Source organism: Bacteroides sp. OM05-12 (assembly GCF_003438995.1).
GTDB lineage: Bacteria > Bacteroidota > Bacteroidia > Bacteroidales > Bacteroidaceae > Bacteroides.
In genome coordinates this window covers 78,578-99,644 of the sequence record NZ_QSUN01000010.1, presented here as the reverse complement: position 1 = coordinate 99,644, position 21,067 = coordinate 78,578, and the positions used below count along the sequence as shown (strand labels likewise).

15 protein-coding genes, 1 tRNA gene and 1 pseudogene are annotated in these 21,067 nt (G+C 36.9%); 15 read left to right on the top strand and 2 right to left on the bottom strand.

Features of this window, described 5'->3' with window-relative positions; translation table 11 throughout:
* From argB to DXB63_RS10090, 4 genes are read left to right on the top strand one after another with little or no spacing between them, the layout of a single operon-like run.
* Entirely contained in the window at positions 1–774 is a 774-nt protein-coding gene (gene argB / locus DXB63_RS10105) for an acetylglutamate kinase (RefSeq protein WP_122126304.1), read from the top strand.
* A gap of 60 nt (positions 775–834) precedes the next feature.
* A complete protein-coding gene (locus DXB63_RS10100; protein WP_122126290.1) occupies positions 835–1,347 on the top strand; it encodes an RNA polymerase sigma factor in 513 nt (170 codons plus the stop codon).
* Positions 1,337–1,852, top strand: coding sequence for a hypothetical protein (locus DXB63_RS10095; RefSeq protein ID WP_122126303.1), 516 nt, complete (start codon positions 1,337–1,339; stop codon positions 1,850–1,852). Before DXB63_RS10100 ends, DXB63_RS10095 begins: the two co-directional genes overlap by 11 nt.
* Before the next feature lie 29 nt (positions 1,853–1,881).
* Complete coding sequence (locus DXB63_RS10090) at positions 1,882–2,337, top strand: DUF4252 domain-containing protein (protein WP_233522842.1); 456 nt, start codon at positions 1,882–1,884, stop codon at positions 2,335–2,337.
* A 423-nt stretch (positions 2,338–2,760) separates the two neighbouring features.
* On the opposite strand, the gene DXB63_RS10085 is transcribed toward DXB63_RS10090, so the two are convergent.
* Positions 2,761–2,832 (bottom strand) — tRNA-Arg (locus tag DXB63_RS10085).
* Positions 2,833–2,986: 154 nt separating this feature from the next.
* Here DXB63_RS10085 and DXB63_RS18415 point away from each other — a divergent pair.
* The 5 genes and pseudogenes from DXB63_RS18415 to DXB63_RS10065 all read left to right on the top strand — a co-directional run.
* Positions 2,987–3,649 (top strand): annotated as a pseudogene (locus DXB63_RS18415) (carboxypeptidase-like regulatory domain-containing protein); the annotation flags it as partial.
* A gap of 52 nt (positions 3,650–3,701) precedes the next feature.
* A complete protein-coding gene (locus DXB63_RS18410) occupies positions 3,702–3,848 on the top strand; it encodes a hypothetical protein (RefSeq protein WP_369869601.1) in 147 nt (48 codons plus the stop codon).
* Between the two features lie 134 nt (positions 3,849–3,982).
* Positions 3,983–5,461 (top strand): outer membrane beta-barrel family protein, encoded by a 1,479-nt coding sequence (locus DXB63_RS18405; protein WP_369869600.1) that lies wholly within the window; start codon positions 3,983–3,985, stop codon positions 5,459–5,461.
* Between the two features lie 229 nt (positions 5,462–5,690).
* Positions 5,691–7,544: a 2-oxoacid:acceptor oxidoreductase subunit alpha gene (locus DXB63_RS10070; RefSeq protein WP_122126287.1), complete on the top strand. Its 1,854-nt coding sequence runs from the start codon at positions 5,691–5,693 to the stop codon at positions 7,542–7,544.
* Positions 7,545–7,546: 2 nt separating this feature from the next.
* Positions 7,547–8,557 (top strand): 2-oxoacid:ferredoxin oxidoreductase subunit beta, encoded by a 1,011-nt coding sequence (locus DXB63_RS10065; protein ID WP_122126286.1) that lies wholly within the window; start codon positions 7,547–7,549, stop codon positions 8,555–8,557.
* Positions 8,558–9,107: 550 nt separating this feature from the next.
* Here the strand turns inward: DXB63_RS10065 and upp are convergent.
* The gene (upp, locus tag DXB63_RS10060) at positions 9,108–9,761 is read right to left on the bottom strand and encodes a uracil phosphoribosyltransferase (RefSeq protein ID WP_122126285.1); all 654 of its coding nucleotides are present in this window, start codon (positions 9,759–9,761) and stop codon (positions 9,108–9,110) included.
* Between the two features lie 267 nt (positions 9,762–10,028).
* Between upp and pckA the strand changes: the two genes are divergently transcribed.
* The 6 genes from pckA to DXB63_RS10030 all read left to right on the top strand — a co-directional run bounded on the left by pckA (position 10,029) and on the right by DXB63_RS10030 (position 21,015).
* Positions 10,029–11,636 (top strand): phosphoenolpyruvate carboxykinase (ATP), encoded by a 1,608-nt coding sequence (gene pckA, locus DXB63_RS10055; protein WP_122126284.1) that lies wholly within the window; start codon positions 10,029–10,031, stop codon positions 11,634–11,636.
* A gap of 716 nt (positions 11,637–12,352) precedes the next feature.
* Positions 12,353–15,664 carry a SusC/RagA family TonB-linked outer membrane protein gene (locus tag DXB63_RS10050; RefSeq protein WP_122126283.1) on the top strand — a complete coding sequence of 1,104 codons (3,312 nt, stop codon included), beginning with the start codon at positions 12,353–12,355 and terminating at the stop codon, positions 15,662–15,664.
* A 14-nt stretch (positions 15,665–15,678) separates the two neighbouring features.
* On the top strand, positions 15,679–17,232 hold the full coding sequence (locus tag DXB63_RS10045) for a RagB/SusD family nutrient uptake outer membrane protein (protein WP_122126282.1): 1,554 nt from the start codon (positions 15,679–15,681) through the stop codon (positions 17,230–17,232).
* A 26-nt stretch (positions 17,233–17,258) separates the two neighbouring features.
* Positions 17,259–18,215 (top strand): substrate import-associated zinc metallohydrolase lipoprotein, encoded by a 957-nt coding sequence (locus DXB63_RS10040; protein WP_122126281.1) that lies wholly within the window; start codon positions 17,259–17,261, stop codon positions 18,213–18,215.
* 15 nt (positions 18,216–18,230) lie between these two features.
* Complete coding sequence (locus DXB63_RS10035) at positions 18,231–19,589, top strand: DUF4302 domain-containing protein (RefSeq protein WP_122126280.1); 1,359 nt, start codon at positions 18,231–18,233, stop codon at positions 19,587–19,589.
* A 43-nt stretch (positions 19,590–19,632) separates the two neighbouring features.
* Positions 19,633–21,015, top strand: a complete 1,383-nt coding sequence (locus tag DXB63_RS10030) for a T9SS type A sorting domain-containing protein (RefSeq protein WP_122126279.1) — start codon at positions 19,633–19,635, stop codon at positions 21,013–21,015.
* Positions 21,016–21,067 lie beyond the last annotated feature (52 nt).

Here is a 21,067-nt window from a genome sequence, read left to right as displayed (position 1 = left end):
ATACTTCCGAAATTAACGCTAATCAAAGTAGGCGGAAAGATCGTTGAAGAAGAAGATTCGCTCAACCGATTTTTAGATGATTTTGCAGCCATCGAAGGACGTAAAGTCTTAATACACGGTGGTGGTCGTTCGGCAACAAAAATTGCAACTTCACTTGGTGTTGAGAGTAAAATGGTGAACGGCAGGCGTGTTACCGATGCCGAAATGCTGAAAGTAGTTACGATGGTTTATGGCGGGCTGGTCAATAAAAATATCGTAGCCGGTCTGCAAGCCCGCGGTATCAATGCTTTGGGGCTTACCGGAGTCGATATGAACATTATCCGTTCCGTAAAACGTCCTGTTAAAGACGTAGATTACGGTTACGTGGGCGATGTGAATCAAGTCAATGCCGCATTGTTTTCCTACCTTCTTTATAGAGGTGTAGTGCCCGTGCTCGCTCCCCTTACCCATGACGGTGAGGGGCATTTGTTGAACACCAATGCCGATACCATTGCCGGGGAAGTAGCCAAAGCACTTGCCGGTTTTTTTGATGTAACGCTGGTTTATTGTTTTGAGAAGAAAGGAGTCCTTCGTGATGAAAATGATGATAACAGTGTTATCCCGCAACTTACCCGTGCCGATTTTGATGCTTATGTGGCGGACGGAACGATACAAGGCGGTATGATTCCTAAACTGGAGAACTCTTTTTCTGCAATAGATGCCGGAGTATATCGAGTCGTAATAACTTCAGCTTCAGCTATTAATACAGGCACAGGTACGGTTATAAAAAAATAAATCGAAAAAATATCATTCCGGGTGTAACTTTTGTGTTACCAGCCCGTCATTATTATAGAGATGCAAGAAATCAGTTTCCGAAATGACATTCTGCCATTAAAAGATAAACTTTATCGGTTGGCTCTCCGGATAACACTGGATAGCGCTGAAGCGGAGGATGTAGTGCAGGAAACGATGATTCGAGTCTGGAACAAGCGGGAGGAATGGACACAGTTTGAATCGATTGAGGCTTATTGTCTGACGATAACAAGAAATTTGGCGATTGACAGAAGTCAGCTCAAAGAAGCCCAAAACGTAGAACTCACTCCCGAAACGCGTGAAACTCCGGACGCAGGCTCTAACCCTTATGACCAATTGGTGAGTGAAGAACGAATGAATATCATTCACCAATTGGTTAATCATTTGCCTGAAAAACAACGCACGGTTATGCAGTTGAGGGATATGGAAGGGAAAAGCTATAAGGAAATAGCAGAAGTCATGCAACTGACAGAGGATCAGGTAAAAGTGAACCTTTTCAGGGCGAGGCAAAAGATTAGGCAACAGTTTACAGAGATAGATGAATATGGATTATAAGTATATAGAACAGCTTTTGGAACGTTATTGGCAATGCGAGACTTCTTTAGAAGAAGAGCAGATATTGCAAGCCTTTTTCCGTCAGGAAGACATTCCTGTCCATTTGCTTCAATATAAGAGCTTGTTCGCTTATGAGCAGGTTCAGAAAGAAGTAGGGCTGGGTGAAGACTTTGATGCAAAGATTCTGGTTAAGATAGAGAAGCCTGTTGTAAAAGCACGTCGTCTGACTTTGGTGAGTCGGTTTATGCCGTTGTTTAAAGCAGCAGCTGTGGTAGTCGTTGTTCTTTCTTTGGGTACGTTTGCTCAACGTTCGTTCAACGGTGAAGATAATTTAGATTATAATTACGAAACATACAAGGATACATATGATGATCCGCAGGTGGCTTATGAGCAAATATCATCTGCATTGAAGATGGTATCCGAAGGTATTAATAAATCTCAGTCGCAACAGCATATTGCCGATAGCTTATCGCGTATGGAAAATGCAGGTGGGATTGATGAATGATGAAAAGAGTTCTATTAACAGGCTGGATAATGTTCATATCCTTGGCAGTGTCTGCACAGGATTTTGTAACTCGTTTCTTGGATAAACGCGAACCGGATGCCCATTTGATTTGTGTCAGTGTTAGTCCGAAAATGATGCAAGAAGTGTTGAAGATAGATGTGGTTGAGGAGAATAACGATCTGTTGGATATGATATCGAATTTAAAAAGTATGCAAATGCTGACATCCGAGGTAGAAGGTGCGAAGTATTTTAAGGAAGCATTAGGCATCTTAGATAAGAATTCAGAACGTTTCAAGATATTTGGTTCTTATGATGGTAATTCTGAAAATTATAGGATTATGGTTCGTAAGAGGAAAAATGAAATCGTAGAGTTGGTAATGTTGGTTAATGATAATAATAAGTTTGTTGTGATTAACTTTACTGGTAATATGAATGATAAGTTTATTAGTCGTGTAGTTGACTCTATGAAAATAAAGCGTTCTTAAAATTATGACATTTTCATTTGCTTAATAAATATAGTTAGTATGCTTAATTAAAACACTCGAAGCTGTGAAGTTTCAATTCTCTCAAATTTATGAATAACTAACTAAGATAAAAAGGATTACTGCGTGATGTAGTAATCCTTTTATTTTTGGTAATGCGGTGGTTAATAACGTGAATATTTATCCTTTTTAGCATACGGTCGATTGATTGCAAACGATAGGAGTTTGTGAATAATTGACCGTATCTTTGTTGTCAATCGTCCTAATGTTTTTTAATCATCAAGGTGATTTTGAAAATGTTATATCCCTTATGAAAATATTAGAGCTGTTTTGCATTAAATGGAATTACTTTTATTTGCTTTCCCTTTTCACGTTTTATGCTCTTGTGGTTGAATGTCAATGTGTTGTGGTGAAGGTACTTTTTTGTAGTCCCGCCGGGAATCGAACCCGGATCTAAAGTTTAGGAAACTTTTGTTCTATCCATTGAACTACAAGACCAACTGAATCTTTTGCAAAGGTAGCCCTTTTTATGAATATCGCAATATGGATAATTAAATTTTCCTTGTTTTGTTTTATGTTAAATAAAGAAAACGGATTAAACCTTTGATGAGAAAGAAAGTCATATGCCAATAAAGAAATAGAACGTCTTGATATGAAAAGGTTTTTAATAGGTATTGTCTTGGGATTATTGTGTGTGTATGTGAGTGCTGAACCCGATTTATCCGGAGGTGTAAAAGGTAAAGTTATTGATTCGAAGTCAAAAGAGGCATTAGAGTATGTGAACGTAAGTGTCAGGAAAAAAGGCTCTGATGAATTGGTAAAAGGTACAGTTACGGATCAAATGGGAGCGTTTGTCGTAGGGAATTTAGCTGACGGAACTTATGAAATGACCATCTCATATATTGGCTATAAGCCTTTTCTGAAAGAATTTGTGATTACATCCTCCAATAAAAACGTGAACTTACGGATGATTCCTTTATCAGAGGATAGTCAGGTGCTTGGTGAAATTCAAGTAGTCGGTCAGAAAGCCCAGATGAAATTCGAGATAGATAAGAAAGTTTTCAATGTTGACCAGAATATAGCTTCTACCGGAGGTTCAGCCAGTGATGTGTTGACTAATATCCCTTCTGTGGAAGTGGATAACGAAGGTGAGGTTTCTTTGCGGGGAAGTTCTAATGTGACTGTATGGATTAACGGGAAAGCTTCGGGACTGTCTGCTGATAATCGTGCACAAATTCTGGAGCAGATGCCGGCTGAAAGCATTGAAAAGATTGAAGTAATAACCAATCCTTCAGCTAAGTATAGCCCGGAAGGTACGGCGGGTATCATTAATATTGTTTTAAAGCAAGACCGTAAGGCTGGTTATTATGGTAGTGTACAAGCCGGAGTTGACACGAAAGGTGGTTATAATGCCAGTGCAAATATTAATTATAGTAGTAGTAAATTGGATGCGTATGCTAATTTGGGTTACCGGGAACGTAAGAGAGATGGAGGAGGGTACACCAACCGTCTGAATATTAATCCTAATGATACTACTTATCTGAATCAAAAATCATCAAGTGACGGTAGTGGCGGGAATTTATTTGCTCGTCTAGGATTAACTTATCACTTAACGAAAGATGACCATTTTACATTGAATGGCTTCGGTATGTTTGGAAATAGAACGAATAAAAATACAATAGATTATCTTAGTAATGTGCCGGGATCTTATCAAACGAGTCGACGTTTTTCTGATGCGGATAATGATATGAACGGGGGGAATGTGGAGCTTGGTTATAAACATGATTTTTCTAAGAATAGCAATATTGATTTTACGGTTTCTTACAATAATTGGGGGATGAATAATGAGACAAATTATATACAAACGTCTCAATATGCAACGGGCGTAGAAACTTCTTCTTTTCAACGGCAAACAAATAATATTCGTAACCATAATTGGGAAGCACAACTCGATTATGTAAATTCTTTTAATGATAATAATAAACTTGAAACGGGATATAAAGGAACCTTCTCAAGAGAAAATAGCCCTGTAGAAACATTTTCAAAACAAAATGCAGTAGCTATTTGGGAGGAAGATGAGGCATTATTCAATCGTTTCATGTACGATCAGGATATCCATGCTCTATATGCTACTTATTCCGGTAAGATAGAAAAATTGGGTTTTCAGGTTGGCTTGCGTGGAGAATACTCTCGTATAAATACAAAATCTTTAGCGTTTGGTCAATCGGAAGGTAATGTAGAACCATATAAGAATGATTATTTCAGCCTTTTTCCTAGTGTTTTTCTTTCTTATGCATTGCCTAAAGGTAATGAAATACAGGCAAATTATACAAGACGCATCTCCCGTCCATGGGGTGGTCAACTCAACTCTTTCATGAACATAACGGATTCTGCTAATATCTCTTTTGGAAATCCACATCTATCTCCACAATATTCCAATGCATTCGAAGTAAATTATATTAAGAACTGGGAAAATCATATGCTCTCTTTATCAGGGTATTATCGAACGACGGATGATGTAATTCAACGAATCCGTTTCTTGGATGGGAATGTGATGAAGACTACTTATGAGAATATTGCAAAGACCCGTTCGGCAGGTTTGGAACTTGTAGGGAAAAACAAGTTATTTACTTTCCTTGATTTAACCACTACTGTTAATCTTTATTATTCTAAACTTGATGGGTTTACTTATCAACCGGCCGATGCAAAAGAACCGGTTATCGGAAAACCGGAAGAAGACTTTTCATGGAATGCACGTATGATTGCGAATGTAATACTTCCTTATGCTATTTCTTTGCAAGTAACAGGAAATTACAATTCTCGTCAGGTGGTGGCACAAGGACACAGGGAAGCTAACTATTCGTTGGATGCAGGGCTAAGAAAATCTTTCTTGAATAAAAAGATTAGTGTGAGTATCAATGCACGCGATATTTTGAACTCTCGCAAATGGCATACAATTACCTCAGGTGCCGGTTTTGAACAGGATTCTAAGAATTGGAGGGGTGGCAGACAATTTGGCTTAACGCTTACACATAGTTTTGGAAATATGCGTGCGAAAGGTAATAAATCTACTAAACGTCCCGATAATGATAACAATATGATGGACTCGATGGATGCGGAATATTAGTTTTGTATATTTATTCTTATAATAAAAACAATCCGTATTTTTATTTGCCGATTTTGTTATATGATGGTATTTTAATGCAAAAAGATTTTGCAATTTCATTTAACTTTCCGACATTTGCAACCGCAAGTCAGTTAAAATACATCGGTAGGGTTATTATGTATAACTGCGTAAAATATTTATGCAAACCGATAGTATGGAATGGTTAATCTTAATTTAAAATAGCAAAGTTATGACAGATGGAATGATGGTTAAAGAGCTGAAAGAGGTTGTTGTCCGCTTTTCGGGAGATTCTGGTGACGGAATGCAGTTGGCAGGGAACATTTTCTCGAATGTATCAGCTACAGTGGGCAATGATATCAGTACATTCCCCGATTATCCGGCGGATATTCGTGCCCCACAAGGTTCACTAACCGGAGTATCAGGTTTTCAAGTGCATGTCGGCGCGGATAAAGTGTTTACTCCCGGTGATAAATGCGATGTATTAGTTGCCATGAATCCGGCAGCGTTAAAAACACAATATAAATTCTGTAAACCGCAGTCTGTTATTATTATAGATACGGATTCTTTTGGTAAGAAGGATTTGGAGAAAGCTCTTTTTACATTAGAGAATCCCTTCTCTGAACTAGGCATTAAGAATGAGGTGATTGAGGTGCCTATTTCTTCTATGTGTAAGGAAAGTCTAAAAGATTTTGGACTTGACAATAAAGCAGCGGTACGTTGCAAAAATATGTTCGCGTTGGGTTTGGTATGCTGGCTGTTTAATCGTGATATTGCGATTGCAGAGAAAATGCTCCGTGAGAAATTTGCTAAGAAACCACTTATCGCCGATGCAAACGTAAAGGTGTTGAATGATGGCTATAATTATGGTGCTAATACACATGCTTCCACTTCCCTTACCTTTAAGATAGAAAGTAAAGCTCCGAAAGCAAAAGGATTATATACTGACATTAATGGAAATAAAGCCACAGCTTATGGCTTAATCGCTGCAGCAGGGAAAGCTGGAATGGAATTGTATTTAGGTTCTTATCCTATTACTCCGGCAACGGATATTCTTCATGAATTGTCAAAGCATAAATCTCTAGGCGTTAAGACGGTTCAGTGTGAAGATGAAATAGCAGGGTGTGCTTCGGCTATCGGAGCTGCATTTGCCGGGGACTTAGCCGTGACAACGACTTCCGGGCCGGGTATCTGTTTGAAAAGTGAAGCGATGAACTTAGCTGTGATAACAGAACTTCCGCTTGTTATTGTTGATGTGCAACGTGGAGGACCTTCTACCGGTCTGCCTACCAAATCGGAACAAACGGACTTGTTGCAAGTCCTTTTCGGACGCAATGGCGAGAGCCCTATGCCGGTAATCGCTGCTACTTCCCCTACTAATTGCTTTGATGCTGCATTTATGGCTGCAAAAATAGCGTTGGAGCATATGACTCCGGTGGTTTTATTGACAGATGCATTTATCGCAAATGGTTCGGCAGCTTGGAGATTACCGGATTTGAGTGAATATCCGGAAATCAAACCTCCATACGTTACATCGGATATGGCAGGGAAATGGACTCCTTTCTTGCGGAATGAAGAAACAGGGGTGCGTTATTGGGCATTGCCGGGGACTGAAGGATTTATGCATCGTATTGGTGGCTTGGAAAAAAGTAATGAAACGGGTGCTATTTCAACGGACCCGAATAACCATCATTTAATGACGCAGCTTCGTCAGGCTAAAATCGATAAAATAGCTGATTGTATTCCGGCTCTTGAAGTTCAGGGCAATCCGGATGCAGATCTTTTGGTTGTTGGTTTCGGTGGTACATACGGACATCTTTATTCTGCTGTTGAACAAATGAATGAAGAAGGCAAAAAAGCTGCTTTGGCACATTTTGAATTTATCAATCCGTTGCCTAAGAATACAGAAGAGGTATTGCGTAAGTACAAAAGGATTGTTGTTGCAGAGCAGAATATGGGGCAGTTTGCCAATTATTTGCGCATGAAATTACCGGGAATTATGGTTCATCAATATAATCAGGTAAAGGGACAGCCTTTTGTGACAGAAGAACTTGTAAAAGCATTCACTAAATTATTGGAGGAATAGACATGAGCGAAACTAAATATACAGCAGCAGATTATAAAGCAGGATTACCACGCTGGTGTCCGGGATGTGGCGACCACGCTTTTCTGAATTCATTTCATAAAGCTTTGGCCGAATTGAATATACCTCCTCATGAAATAGCCGTTATTTCCGGTATCGGATGTTCGTCACGTTTACCTTATTATATGAATACATACGGTATGCATACAATTCATGGTCGTGCGGCTGCCATTGCTACGGGAGTTAAAGTAGCCAATCCGGAGTTGACTATTTGGCAAATTTCAGGTGATGGAGATGGTTTGGCTATTGGTGGAAATCATTTTATTCATGCTGTTCGTCGTAACATCGATTTGAACATAGTGATGCTGAATAATCGAATCTATGGCTTGACAAAAGGACAATATTCTCCGACTTCAGCGCGTGGCTTTGTTAGTAAATCTTCTCCTTATGGTACGGTGGAAGATCCATTTAGACCGGCGGAATTAACCTTCGGCGCACGCGGACGTTTCTTTGCTCGTTGTGTGGCTGTGGATGGTCCGGCTTCTGTGGAAGTGCTGAAAGCGGCAGCTAACCATAAGGGTACTTCTGTTGTGGAAGTACTTCAGAATTGTGTTATCTTCAATGATGGTACGCATGAATCTGTCGCTACGAAAGAAGGACGTATGAAAAATGCGATTTATTTGGAGCACGGTAAACCAATGTTATTTGGAGAAAACAAAGAATTTGGTCTTGCCCAGGAAGGCTTTGGTTTGAAAGTTGTGAAGTTGGGTGAAAACGGAATAACCGAGAAGGATATTCTCATTCATGATGCTCATTGTATGGATAATACTTTGCAGCTGAAATTGGCTTTAATGGAAGGTCCTGATTTCCCGATTGCTTTAGGAGTAATTCGTGATGTGGAGGCTCCGACATATAATGATGCATTGGTAGAGCAGATAGAAGAAGTTTCTTCTAAAAAGAAATACCATAATTTTGCAGAGTTGTTGATGACAAATGACACTTGGGAAGTGAAATAGTAATCACTTTGGGAAGTATTTATATTATTGAGAGCTATCTTTATCTATTTGTATAGGTGAAGGTAGCTCTTATTGGTTAGTAACACCTGCTTTTCAACATACGGTCGATTGTCTGTAAACGATAGGAGTTTGTGAACAATCGACCGTATCTTTGTCTTCAAACGTCCTTATGTTTTTTGAAAACAACCCGATGCTTTTAAAAAACATCAAGGTGTTTGCAGGTGAAAACAGTATAAAAAACAAATTCGCTCAAATAACCTTCAATCTTTCAGTCTGCGAATTTATGTTTGATTATCAGTGCGTTATCCTGAACTTTCTTTAGGGAAAACATTCAGCCGACGCAAGTGTTAAGTGAACTCGCTGAATGATCCTGTCTTTCAGCCTAACTTGTTAATTATCAGTATGAAATTGGCAAACTGAAGGATGAAGCTTATGGGTGATTATTGGTCTGAGAGTATGTAAAAAAGGGATACCTATGCGTATCCCCTACAAATATCGGATGAACCAAACTCTTACTTGGTGATTTATTTAATTGTCCTTTCCGTTTTCCTTATTCTTTCTCTCCGAAAGCAAGATCTCCGGCATCACCCAGTCCGGGAACAATATAAGAATGCTCATTGATCTCCGGATCTATTGCTGCACACCAAATGGTTGTTCTGTCTTCCGGAAATATTTGTTTAATATGTTCCACAGCTTTCTGGCTTGCGATGATAGAAGCCACATGTATTTCTCGTGGATGTCCTTTAGTCAGCATTGCTTGGTAACTTAGTTCCATCGAACTTCCGGTGGCCAACATCGGATCGGTGATGATGAGTGTTTTGCCGTCAATTCTTGGAGAAGCTATATATTCAATATGTATATCGAATTTTAATGTGTCTTTATATTTACGGTAAGCCGATACAAAAGCATTCTCTGCATAATCGAAATAATTTAAGAATCCCTGATGGAAGGGAAGTCCGGCACGGAGGATAGTGCTGATTACCAAATTATTATCGGGAGTGTTGACGGAAGCTATTCCCAATGGCGTTTGAATGTTCTTGGGCGAGTAAGTCAGTGTCTTGCTTATTTCATATGCCATCACTTCGCCTATACGTTCTATGTTCCGTCTGAATCTTAGGCGATCACCTTGTACTTCAATATTTCTGATCTCAGAAACATATTGGTTCAGGATAGAATTACTTTCATTTAAATTGATAATTTTCATGAGTTTAATGTTTAAAGAAAACGGTTTTGGTTACTGTTTCGCTTGCAAAATAAAGAATAAATTTCAAAAGTGTAATGTTAAAGTTGCATTTTTGTTACCTAAGTATAAAAGTATAAGCAATTAAAGAAAAATTTCTTTAATATGTGACTTGTTTAAAAATAAAGTATTACTTTTGTAGTCGATTTACAAGAGGATGTTGTAAAGCATATAATTTAACGGTGAAAGAGATTATAAAATTAGTATACCCAAATTTAAATTTAAAACAAAATGGCAAATTTAGATCTTAGCAAGTACGGTATTACCGATGTAAAAGAGATTGTTCACAATCCTTCTTATGACGTACTTTTTGCAGAAGAAACCAAACCAAGTTTGGAAGGTTATGAAAAAGGTCAGGTTACTGAACTAGGTGCTGTAAATGTAATGACTGGTATTTATACAGGTCGTTCTCCTAAAGATAAATTCTTCGTTAAGAATGAAGCCAGCGAAAAGACTGTATGGTGGACATCTGACGAATACAAAAATGATAATAAACCTTGTTCTGAAGAAGCTTGGGCTGATTTGAAGTCTAAAGCAGTAAAAGAATTATCAGGAAAGCGTTTATTTGTTGTTGATACTTTCTGTGGCGCAAATCCTGCTACTCGTTTGAAAGTACGTTTCATCATGGAAGTGGCTTGGCAAGCACACTTCGTAACAAACATGTTCATTCGTCCGACTGCTGAAGAATTAGCTAATTATGGCGAACCTGATTTCGTTTCATTCAATGCTTCTAAAGCAAAAGTTGACAACTATAAAGAGTTAGGTTTGAATTCAGAAACAGCTACAGTATTCAACTTAAGAACAAACGAACAAGTTATTTTGAATACTTGGTATGGTGGTGAAATGAAGAAAGGTATGTTCTCTATCATGAACTACTTGAATCCACTGCGTGGTATAGCTTCTATGCACTGTTCTGCTAATACTAACATGGAAGAGACTAGCACTGCTATCTTCTTCGGTTTGTCAGGTACTGGTAAAACAACTTTGTCTACAGATCCAAAACGTAAATTGATTGGTGACGACGAACACGGTTGGGACGATGAAGGTGTATTCAACTATGAAGGTGGATGCTATGCTAAAGTTATCAATTTGGATAAGGATAGCGAACCTGATATTTACAAAGCTATTCGTCGTGATGCTTTGCTTGAAAATGTAACGGTTGATGCTAACGGTAAGATTGATTTTGCAGATAAGAGCACTACGGAAAATACTCGTGTTTCTTATCCTATCTATCACATTGAGAATATCGTTAAACCGGTATCTAAAGGCCCGGCTGCACAACAAGTTATTTTCTTGTCAGCTGATGCTTTCGGTGTATTGCCTCCTGTATCTATCTTGAATTCAGAGCAAGCTAAATATTACTTCTTATCTGGTTTTACAGCTAAATTGGCTGGTACAGAACGTGGTATTACTGAGCCGACTCCGACATTCTCTGCTTGTTTCGGTGCTGCATTCTTGTCATTGCACCCGACTAAATATGCTGAGGAATTAGTGAAGAAGATGGAGAAATCAGGTGCTAAGGCATATTTGGTAAATACAGGTTGGAACGGTAGCGGCAAACGTATCTCTATTCGTGATACCCGTGGTATTATCGATGCTATCCTAGATGGTTCAATTGATAAAGCTCCTACTAAGGTTATTCCTTTCTTTGACTTTGTTGTTCCGACTACATTACCGGGAGTTGATCCGAAGATTCTTGATCCTCGTGATACTTATGAGTGCGCTTGTCAATGGGATGAAAAAGCAAAAGATCTTGCTGCTCGTTTCATTAAGAACTTTGCTAAGTTTGAAGGTAACGAAGCTGGTAAGAAGTTAGTAGCTGCTGGTCCGAAATTGTAATTCTAAGTAATTTTATATACGAAAAAAGGGAGTTGCCTGAAGGTAATTCCCTTTTTTTATTCTTGTATTGGGTTGCTATATATAATAAGGTGGAAAATAAACCAAATCAAAATGCAACTAAACAAAAAGAAAGTATTTTATTTTGTTTTTTGAAATTTTACCTACTAATTATATGTCTTTTTAACACAATAGTGCCAACTATTCAATATATAGGTTCTATATTTGTGATATAGAGGTTTTATATTGTTTCTACTTTCATATTATTACCTATCTTTACGTTCATCAACAAAAAATATCCAAATAATCTTTTCTTTTCGATAAAATTATATATCTTTGTGGCATATCAAAATGTAGCAATATTGTTTTATAAGTTTACATGATGAAAAACGAACCGTAATTTGGTACTTTTGTATAGCGAAATTTTGATAGATATCCCGATTAAGGGTGTATAAAGAATGAGATATTAGAGAGTAAATGATATTTCTTGTTTTTATTAAAATTGTGTATGCGTATGAAAAAATTAACCTCTACCTCAAACTACGTTTCTTTCAACATGGGTATAAGAATGCCCGGGTTTGTAGCTGCTTTAAGAACTGTTCCCGATAAACAGAAAAAGATTTAGTGAAATCATTTAAAACTTGTAAAGTAATAAAGTTATCTATTCAACATTGTAATTTTAATTTTTATAAATTCATTAAAATAAATCGAGAGTATTTATGAAGAATTATTTACGTATATTCCTACTATTCTTCTTTATCTCGTCTGTGGCTTATGCACAGCAGATAAAAGTGAATGGTGTGGTAATTTCGGCGGAAGATAATGAACCAGTTATTGGGGCATCTATCACGGTTAAAGGGAATACCTCTATCGGTACAGTCACTGATATTGATGGTAAGTTTCAATTGAGTGTGCCTTCGGGGGCAAAGACATTGGTCGTTTCTTATATTGGAATGAAAACTCAGGAAATTGCAGCAAAAGCTGGCTCTGTTAAGGTTATACTAAAATCTGATGCTCAGGAATTGGATGAGGTTGTGGTAACAGGTTATCAAAAGATTGACCGCCGTTTGTTTACGGGTGCCGCTGAAAAGATCAAAGGTAAAGATGCAAAAATTGATGGTGTAACAGATGTTAGCCAGATGTTGCAAGGTAAAGTTGCCGGTGTATCTGTTCAATCTGTTTCCGGTACTTTTGGCGCCGCTCCTAAAATGCGTGTTCGTGGTGCAAGTTCTATATATGGTGACCAACGTCCTTTGTGGGTAGTTGATGGTGTCGTTTTGGAAGATTTAGTAAATGTAAGTGCGGATGATTTATCTTCGGGTGATGCTAAGACTTTAATTAGTTCTGCTGTTGCGGGATTGAACTCTGATGATATTGAAGATTTTCAGATTTTGAAAGATGCTTCTGCTACTGCACTTTATGGTGCAAGAGCGATGAATGGAGTTGTTGTTATTACAACTCGTAAAGGCCGTACAGGTTCTGCTTCTATCAATTATGTAGGTGAATTTTCTACTCGTTTTAAACCGTCATACGGAGAATATAATATTATGAATTCTCAGGAACAGATGGACGTTTACAGACAAATGGAAAATTCCGGTTGGTTAAATAATGCTGCGATGGCACGTATTTCTAATGGTGGTGTATATTATAAGATGTATGATCTTATTAATCAGTATAATGAAACTAATGGAGGTTTTGGACTTCCTAATACAGCTCACGATCGAGCATTATATTTGCGGGATGCAGAAATGAGAAATACAAACTGGTTTGATGAATTATTTAGAAATTCATGGACACAGAATCATTCAGTTTCTCTTTCCGGAGGTACGGATCGCTCTCGTTATTATGCTTCATTGAGTTATTTTAATGATCCGGGTTGGTCTGTTGCAGATAAAGTAGAACGTTATACAGCAAATTTTAACTCATCGTTTGACCTTACTAAGAACTTTTCTTTATCGTTCTTAACTAACGCATCTTATCGTAACCAGAAAGCTCCTGGTACATTAGATAGAACGGTTGATGTTGTAAATGGTGAAGTAAATCGTGATTTTGATATTAACCCTTTCAGCTATGCTCTGAATAGTAGCCGTGCTTTGGATCCGAATGAATACTATCGTATGAATTATGCTCCGTTCAATATTAAAAATGAGTTGGAGAATAATTATATGGATATTAATGTGATGGATATGAAGGCGCAGTTGGAGTTAAACTGGAAGCCGATAAAGAAGTTAGATTTTAATGCAATCGGTTCTTTCCGTTATGCAAAATCGGTGAATCGTCATAAAATCATGAATAATTCCAATATGGCTAATGCTTATCGTGCAGATGACGATGCAATTATTCGTGATGGAAATAAATTCTTATTCCGTGATCCGGATGATCCTAATGGATGGGCTGAAGTCGTTCTTCCTAAAGGTGGATTTTTAAATTCATCTTCCAATTCTGTTTTGAATTATTATTTTAGAGGAACTGCCAATTATAATGACTCATTTAATGACAAACATATCGTTAATATTTTAGGTGGTGCGGAAGTAAGACATACCAATCGTGAAGAAGATTCTTATAATGGTTACGGATATGATTATGATAGTGGTGAACCATACGTAGATTATCGAATAATTCGTCAAATCTTGGAAGGAGGATTTAATTATTATTCATATGGAGAAAGTTGGGACCGTTTCGTTGCTTTCTTTGGTACGGCAAGTTATTCATATCAGGGAAAATACACAGTAAACGCTACCGGACGTTATGATGGTTCTAATAAAATGGGTCAATCAAAGAGTTCAAGATGGTTGCCGACTTGGAATGTCAGTGGTTCTTGGAACGCAAGTGAAGAAGAGTTTATGCGTGATATTGATTGGATATCCAGATTGAGTTTCCGTGGAACCTATGGATTGGTTGCAAGTATGGGACCTGTAACAAATGCTTTGACTGTTTATAAGTCAGGTACAACTTATAGACCTTATCAGAATGAAAAGGAACCGTATATTTATATTAGTGAATTGCAGAATAAGGATTTAACATGGGAAAAGCAATATGAAGGTAATGTCGGTTTTGATTTTGGTGTATTGAACAATCGTATTAGTTTAAGTTTGGATGCTTATTGGCGTAAAAGTTTTGATTTGATCGGTGTGATTTATACCGGTGGTACAGGTGGTCAGAAAGCTAAATATGCAAATTATGCCGATATGAAATCAAGAGGTGTTGAATTTACTTTGAATTTTAAACCGATTGTTTTAAAAGATTTCAAATGGAATACGGATATAACTTTCTCTTATAATCATAATGAGATTACAAAATTAGATTCTAAACCTCGTGTTATAGATTTAGTTTCAGAATCAGGTTATGCTTTGTTAGGAAAGCATGTAAGAGGTCTATATTCATTGCAGTTTAAAGGATTGGATGAAAATGGTATCCCGACTTATATTAATGAAGATGGGGAACTTACCAATGGTGATATTGATTTTCAAGAAAGTGATAAGTTGGGACATTTGAAATATGAAGGTTCTGTAGATCCTCCTTATTCCGGTGGTATGAATAACTCTTTCCAGTATAAGAATTGGAAATTAAATGTTTTCATTACATATCAATTTGGTAATGTAATTCGTCTGAATAGTGCATTTAAGTCTTCTTATTCCGATTTGGACGCAATGCCTCGTGAGTTTAAGAACCGTTGGCGTACTGCAGGTGATGAAGACCTGACATCTATTCCTACAATTTTAAGTGCTTATCAACAAAGTGCAGATAGTAATTTGAAGATAGCTTATAATGCCTATAATTTCTCTACAGAGCGAGTTGCGAAAGGTGATTTCATTAGAATGAAAGAAATTTCATTATCTTATGATTTCCCTCAGGATTGGATTTCGAAAGCGAAATTTAAATCTCTTCAGTTGAAAGCACAGGTTACAAATCCGTTCTTGATTTATGCAGATAAGAAATTGAATGGACAAGATCCTGAGTTCTTACGTTCGGGTGGTGTGGCTATGCCTAATGCACGCCAATTTACACTAACTTTAAGATTTGGTTTATAATAAAGGTAAAGACTATGAAGTTGAAAAAATATAATATTATATTATTGGCAAGTGCTTTTACTCTACTTGCTTGTGACGATTACTTGAGCCAAGTTCCGGATAATCGTGCTAATCCTCAATCTCCGGAAGCCGTACAAGAACTTCTTGTTTCCGCTTATCCTGAAACTTCTTATACATTTGTGGAATTGATGTCTGATAATGTAGGCGATGTAGGAAAATGGACTATGGATTATGATAGAGCACAAGAAGAGGCTTATTATTGGAAGGATGTATCTGGGGATAATGTAGATACTCCTGATGGTTTTTGGGATGCTTCTTATGCAGCTATAGCTGCTGCCAATCATGCCCTTTCTATCATAGAAGAAGCAGAGAATCCTGCTGATTATGATGCTCAAAAAGCAGAAGCCTTATTATCCAGAGCTTATAATCATTTTATGCTGGCTAGTATTTTTGCGAAACCATATGACCCTAAAACAGCTAAGACAGATTTAGGAGTACCTTATGTTACGACTCCTGAAAATGTTCCTTTGAGGGATTATTATCGTGAAACGTTGGACAAGACCTATGAATTGATCGAAAAAGATTTGTTAGAGGGTATAAAACTCGCAAATGATAATATTTATAATAATAGTACCGCAGGCGAACTTGCTTATAAATATCATTTTACTAAGTCTGCGGCTTATGCTTTTGCTGCACGCTTCTATCAATATCGTGGATTATTCAATAATCCGGAGAATTCTTTGAATGAATATGGTAAAAATGACTGGGAAAGAGTAATATTCTATGCAAATAAAGTTTTATATGCTGAGCCTGCCGCTCAATTAAGGGATTGGAACGGAACCTATAGTTCGATGTCTTATAGTGAGTTGGAAATAGCCTATTCAAAGGCAGAGCAGACTCCTAACATCATGTTAATAAGTCAGATTACACTTTGGGGACGTTATGCTATGTACCGTTATAAGATGACTCCGTCTTTTGTTGCGAATGTTATTCAAGGGTTGCAGCCTTGCCCAATGGGATCTAGTAATAGTTTGTCATTCCCAATCTTTGGTCAGAATATTTTAAATCACATACCGAAGTTTAAAGAACATTTTAAATATGCCAGTATTAATGCTACGACTGGTTGGCCGTATGTTATGTTTACTGCATTTACAATGGATGAACTGTTATTAAACAGGGCTGAAGCTTATATAATGACCGAGGATTATACTTCTGCATTGAAAGACTTGAATTCTTATTATTCAAAACGTGTTGATAATTATAGTTCTAGAACTAATACTGTGACTGATGCGACCATTGCGAAGTATAAAGCACGTTCTATTGTTGATCCTTGTTATACCTTGAATGATAAGCAGGCTTTGTATCTTTCTGCTTTGGCTGATATCAGACAATTAGAATTTTTGGAAGAAGGATTACGTTGGTTCGATGTTCGTCGTTTTAATATAGAAGTGACTCATATGTCTTATGATGAGAAAATAAAAGATGTATTGAAAAAAGGGGATCCGCGGAGAATTGTTCAGATACCTTCTCAAGCCAGAAGTTTGGGACTTACTCCTAATCCGAGATAGTAATTCATTTAAATCGTAGACAAATTATGAAAGTAAAGTTTATAAAATTTATAAATATAGCAATGCTTGCCGGTTTATTCCTGTCTGCATGTTCAAATGATGATGTTGATAGTACATCACGTATTACAGTTCCTGAACTTCCTAATGAAACTTCTGTTAGTGAAGATTATTGGATCTATCAAAATCTGGTGGTTCCTTATAATATGGAAGTTAAATATCGTTGGGATGATTCAGAGGCTGACTTGACAAAGAATTTGATTCCACCACGTTTAGATTATGTTGTGCCGTTGCTAAGTATCATTAAAAAAGCATGGATTGAACCTTATCAAAAGTTGTCGCAAAAAGGTGGAGAAGAAATGCATTTTATGGAAAAGTACATTCCTCGTCTTTTCTATTTAATTGGTTCTGTGGAATATAATAGTGATGGAACTGTTACGGAAGGATCGGCAGAGAGTGGTCGTAAGATTATTATTAATAATGTTAATGCTTTTACGAAAGATGAATTGATTGCTAAGTATGATACATTAGAAGATACACATACTTTCTTCCATGTAATGCACCATGAATTTGCACATATTTTGAATCAAAAGAAGAATTATGATGCGGATTTTAAGAATGTAACTCCGAGTGATTATACAGCTCAATGGTTCAATGAGAATTTTATGAAATGTCGTAGATTAGGATATATTTCTAAGTATTCAAGGGAGAATCCTGATGAGGATTTTGCAGAGATGGTTGCTTGGATGCTAACCAGAACTAAGGAGGATTTTGATAAACTGATTGATGATCCCCGTTTGCCTGCTGAAGCTCAAAATAAATTACGTCGTAAAGAGGAGTTTGTTCGTAAGTATTTCAAAGAAGCTTATGGTATTGAAATTTATGAGTTACAAGCGGAAATAATGAAACAAGTCAGTGAAATTATCAGTGATGATTATGACTTGTTTAATGTTCCTGGTTATACTCCTTCGATTACTAACAATTAATAGATAAATTGGTATATGAAAAAATATATTGTAATATTATTAGCTTGTATTTGTGGCGTATCATGTTCTCGATATGAGGATGATATATTTCCGGAAGGCCGTATGGAAAAACTAGCCACAGAGTGTGATAATTTATTGGTTTCGGCTGATAATGGGTGGAAGGTTCTTTATTATCCTAATCCGGAAAAATTTGGAGGGTTTACATTAGCGATGAAGTTTACTGCTAGTGGTAAATCGGATGGAAAAGGTACTGTTGTTGTATATGGCGATGAAAAACAATTTGGTAGTGAAGGTACTAAAGGTTATTCCAGCCATTATTCAGTTTCATTGAAACAAGGCGTAGATTTGACTTTTGATACCTATAATAATATTATTTCTTATTTGTCCGATCCGGAAAATGTACTTGGATATGGTACAGGTTATGAGGGAGATAATGAGTTTATATACGTATCTACAAGTGCTGCAAAAGATTCGATTCGTTTTAAAGGAAAGAAAAGAGGAGGTAATATAATTTTTATAAAATTGAATGAATCTCCTGTTGATTATATGACTAAAGCAAATCAGAGCCTTTCCAGTTATGCAGCAGATCCTTATTATTTTAAGGAAGTTGAATTTCCAAATGGTAAGAAGATGACATTGGTAGACTGTAATAACTTTGTGATTAGAGCAGCACGCCCGATTGTTGAGGAAGAAGGGGCTTTTGAAGATGATTATGTACTTCCTTTTGGTTTTGACGACCAAGGAATGAATCTTTATCATCCGTTAAACTATGGGGAATATAGCATTTCATCTTTTGTAAATAAAGGGTCTCAATATTATGCGAAATTGGCAGATGGTCAAGAATTGTTATTGAAAGGTGTAGTACGCCCAAGTCAAACTTTGTCGCAGGCAGTTTATTTCTTTGATAAAAATGCGGATTCTGACCTTCGTGTTTCAACAGCTTCTCCCGATATTGAAGAAATGATAGATGCATATAAAAAGGCTTTTGAGGAATCGGTGGAAAGCACTCCCGCTCTGAAAGATAAGGCTTTTGTGTTTTATGATATGCGATTCGTCAAGAATATGAATGTAGATATCAATAAAGGAGAGACCCGAGAGAGTGTTACCTATCCAGACGCATTTATTTCTACAGCATTTAGTGTGAAAGAAAATAAATTGTATATTTATGAAGATATGAGTTGCAAATTTGAACAGGCTACGGAAGACGAAATTACTTTTTCTTTTAATAGATTCTCTTCTTCTGGATTGAAGCCAATATTTTCATTTTTGGATAAAAGAATAAATAATGCTACTATAGTAGTGGTTCCATCTGCTGATTATTCTTCTTCTGTACTGGTTAGCACAGTTGATCAACAATGGATACAGTTAAATTAAGATACAGTTAAGTTATATATTATTTTTGTTAAAAAAAAGTGTTATGAGAAGAATGTTACTATTAGCAGGTATGGCTACATTCCTGTTTGCATTTTCTGCAAATGCGCAGAATAGTGTTAATGCTTCATCTTTAAAGAAGCAAGTTGTGATGGAGAAAATAACTAATAAATCTCCGTTGAAAGTACAGTCAGTTCAAGTTTCTGATTTCTCTATTTCTAAAGATGGAAGAGGAATTATTAAAGCTTCAACTTCTACAAGAGCTGACGCATATAATGTGATGTATCCACGTCCGGTAGGTTCTTTCCTTGCTGGTGTTGACGAGGATGGTGGTCTATATAAACCTTTATTTATCGCTCCTGCTAGTTTTGATCTTCAATTTTTAGCATATTCCAATGCTAATGGTCAAGGAAATTTTTCATGGTATGCCCTTAATGATAATGAGCAAGAAGTGGATTTGAGTGAGTATGTTACAGACGGTGTATTATCTTTTAAAGGAGATGCAGGGGACGCTTATTTTATGCCGATTCTTGAAGGAGAATATAATGGTGCAACTGCTGAATATAGATATGGAGATGAGAATGCAGGGTATGTTTTCTTTAGCCCGAACGATGCATTCCCTTTAACAAATGGAGATTTTTATGGTGATATATATACTGGTTTTGATAATGCTACTGGCTTTTTCCCGGGTTACAAAGTAGGTGGTGTTCCGTGTACGGGCTTTTTGTCTCGTTTTGATGCTCTCAATGCTCCATTAATGGTTGATCATATAAGTCTATTTGCATATTTAAATGATGAAAATGGAGGGGATATTATTCCTGCAGGGACAACAATGACTGTTGATTTATCTAAATTAGAGAATGGGACGTTCCAGCAACCATTTGCTACAGCAACTGCTACTCCTGATGATTGTATTGAATTGCTTGATAAAGGTGCATCTACTGGTGTATTCGTTATTAACTTTTATTTCCCTAATAAACAAAGTGCGAAAATTGATAGTGGGACAGCATTTGGAGCATTAGTAAATGTTACAGCACAAAATAATATACTTCTTCCATTTTCTGAAAATGCTTTTGGTTTAGGAAGTGCTTATACGTTGCATGGTGATAAATTTGATTATTTTATCTCTTCCCAAAAAGTTAATGTTTGCGATATCTTCCTTCAATTGAATGGTAAATTTGAAACAGATCCTTCTTCAATTGCTAGTGCTAAGTCTGAGGCTGATATTAAGGTTGTATCTTCTGTTAATGCATTTGAATTAACTTATCCAGAAGCTGTAACTTCTGTTCAGGTAGTAAATGTTGCCGGTCAAGTAATTGCTACATACGCATTGGAAGGAACTTCTGCTACAATTCCTGCCGCTAACTTAGTTAACGGTTTGTATTTGCTGAAGTTTGATAATGGTGCTACAGTTAAGGTAATGAAGTAAAATACATTATCCATATGATATTGGAAAAAAGGATGCTAGTAATAGCATCCTT

Excerpts from the sequence above, each read along its gene's own strand:
- DXB63_RS10100 (WP_122126290.1), top strand. The coding sequence starts at position 835 with ATGCAAGAAATCAGTTTCCGAAATGACATTCTGCCATTAAAAGATAAA.
- DXB63_RS10095 (WP_122126303.1), top strand. The coding sequence starts at position 1,337 with ATGGATTATAAGTATATAGAACAGCTTTTGGAACGTTATTGGCAATGC.
- DXB63_RS10090 (WP_233522842.1), top strand. The coding sequence starts at position 1,882 with ATGTTCATATCCTTGGCAGTGTCTGCACAGGATTTTGTAACTCGTTTC.
- DXB63_RS18410 (WP_369869601.1), top strand. The coding sequence starts at position 3,702 with ATGGTAGTGTACAAGCCGGAGTTGACACGAAAGGTGGTTATAATGCCA.
- DXB63_RS18405 (WP_369869600.1), top strand. The coding sequence starts at position 3,983 with ATGTTTGGAAATAGAACGAATAAAAATACAATAGATTATCTTAGTAAT.
- DXB63_RS10070 (WP_122126287.1), top strand. The coding sequence starts at position 5,691 with ATGACAGATGGAATGATGGTTAAAGAGCTGAAAGAGGTTGTTGTCCGC.
- DXB63_RS10065 (WP_122126286.1), top strand. The coding sequence starts at position 7,547 with ATGAGCGAAACTAAATATACAGCAGCAGATTATAAAGCAGGATTACCA.
- upp (WP_122126285.1), bottom strand. The coding sequence starts at position 9,761 with ATGAAAATTATCAATTTAAATGAAAGTAATTCTATCCTGAACCAATAT.
- pckA (WP_122126284.1), top strand. The coding sequence starts at position 10,029 with ATGGCAAATTTAGATCTTAGCAAGTACGGTATTACCGATGTAAAAGAG.
- DXB63_RS10050 (WP_122126283.1), top strand. The coding sequence starts at position 12,353 with ATGAAGAATTATTTACGTATATTCCTACTATTCTTCTTTATCTCGTCT.
- DXB63_RS10045 (WP_122126282.1), top strand. The coding sequence starts at position 15,679 with ATGAAGTTGAAAAAATATAATATTATATTATTGGCAAGTGCTTTTACT.
- DXB63_RS10040 (WP_122126281.1), top strand. The coding sequence starts at position 17,259 with ATGAAAGTAAAGTTTATAAAATTTATAAATATAGCAATGCTTGCCGGT.
- DXB63_RS10035 (WP_122126280.1), top strand. The coding sequence starts at position 18,231 with ATGAAAAAATATATTGTAATATTATTAGCTTGTATTTGTGGCGTATCA.
- DXB63_RS10030 (WP_122126279.1), top strand. The coding sequence starts at position 19,633 with ATGAGAAGAATGTTACTATTAGCAGGTATGGCTACATTCCTGTTTGCA.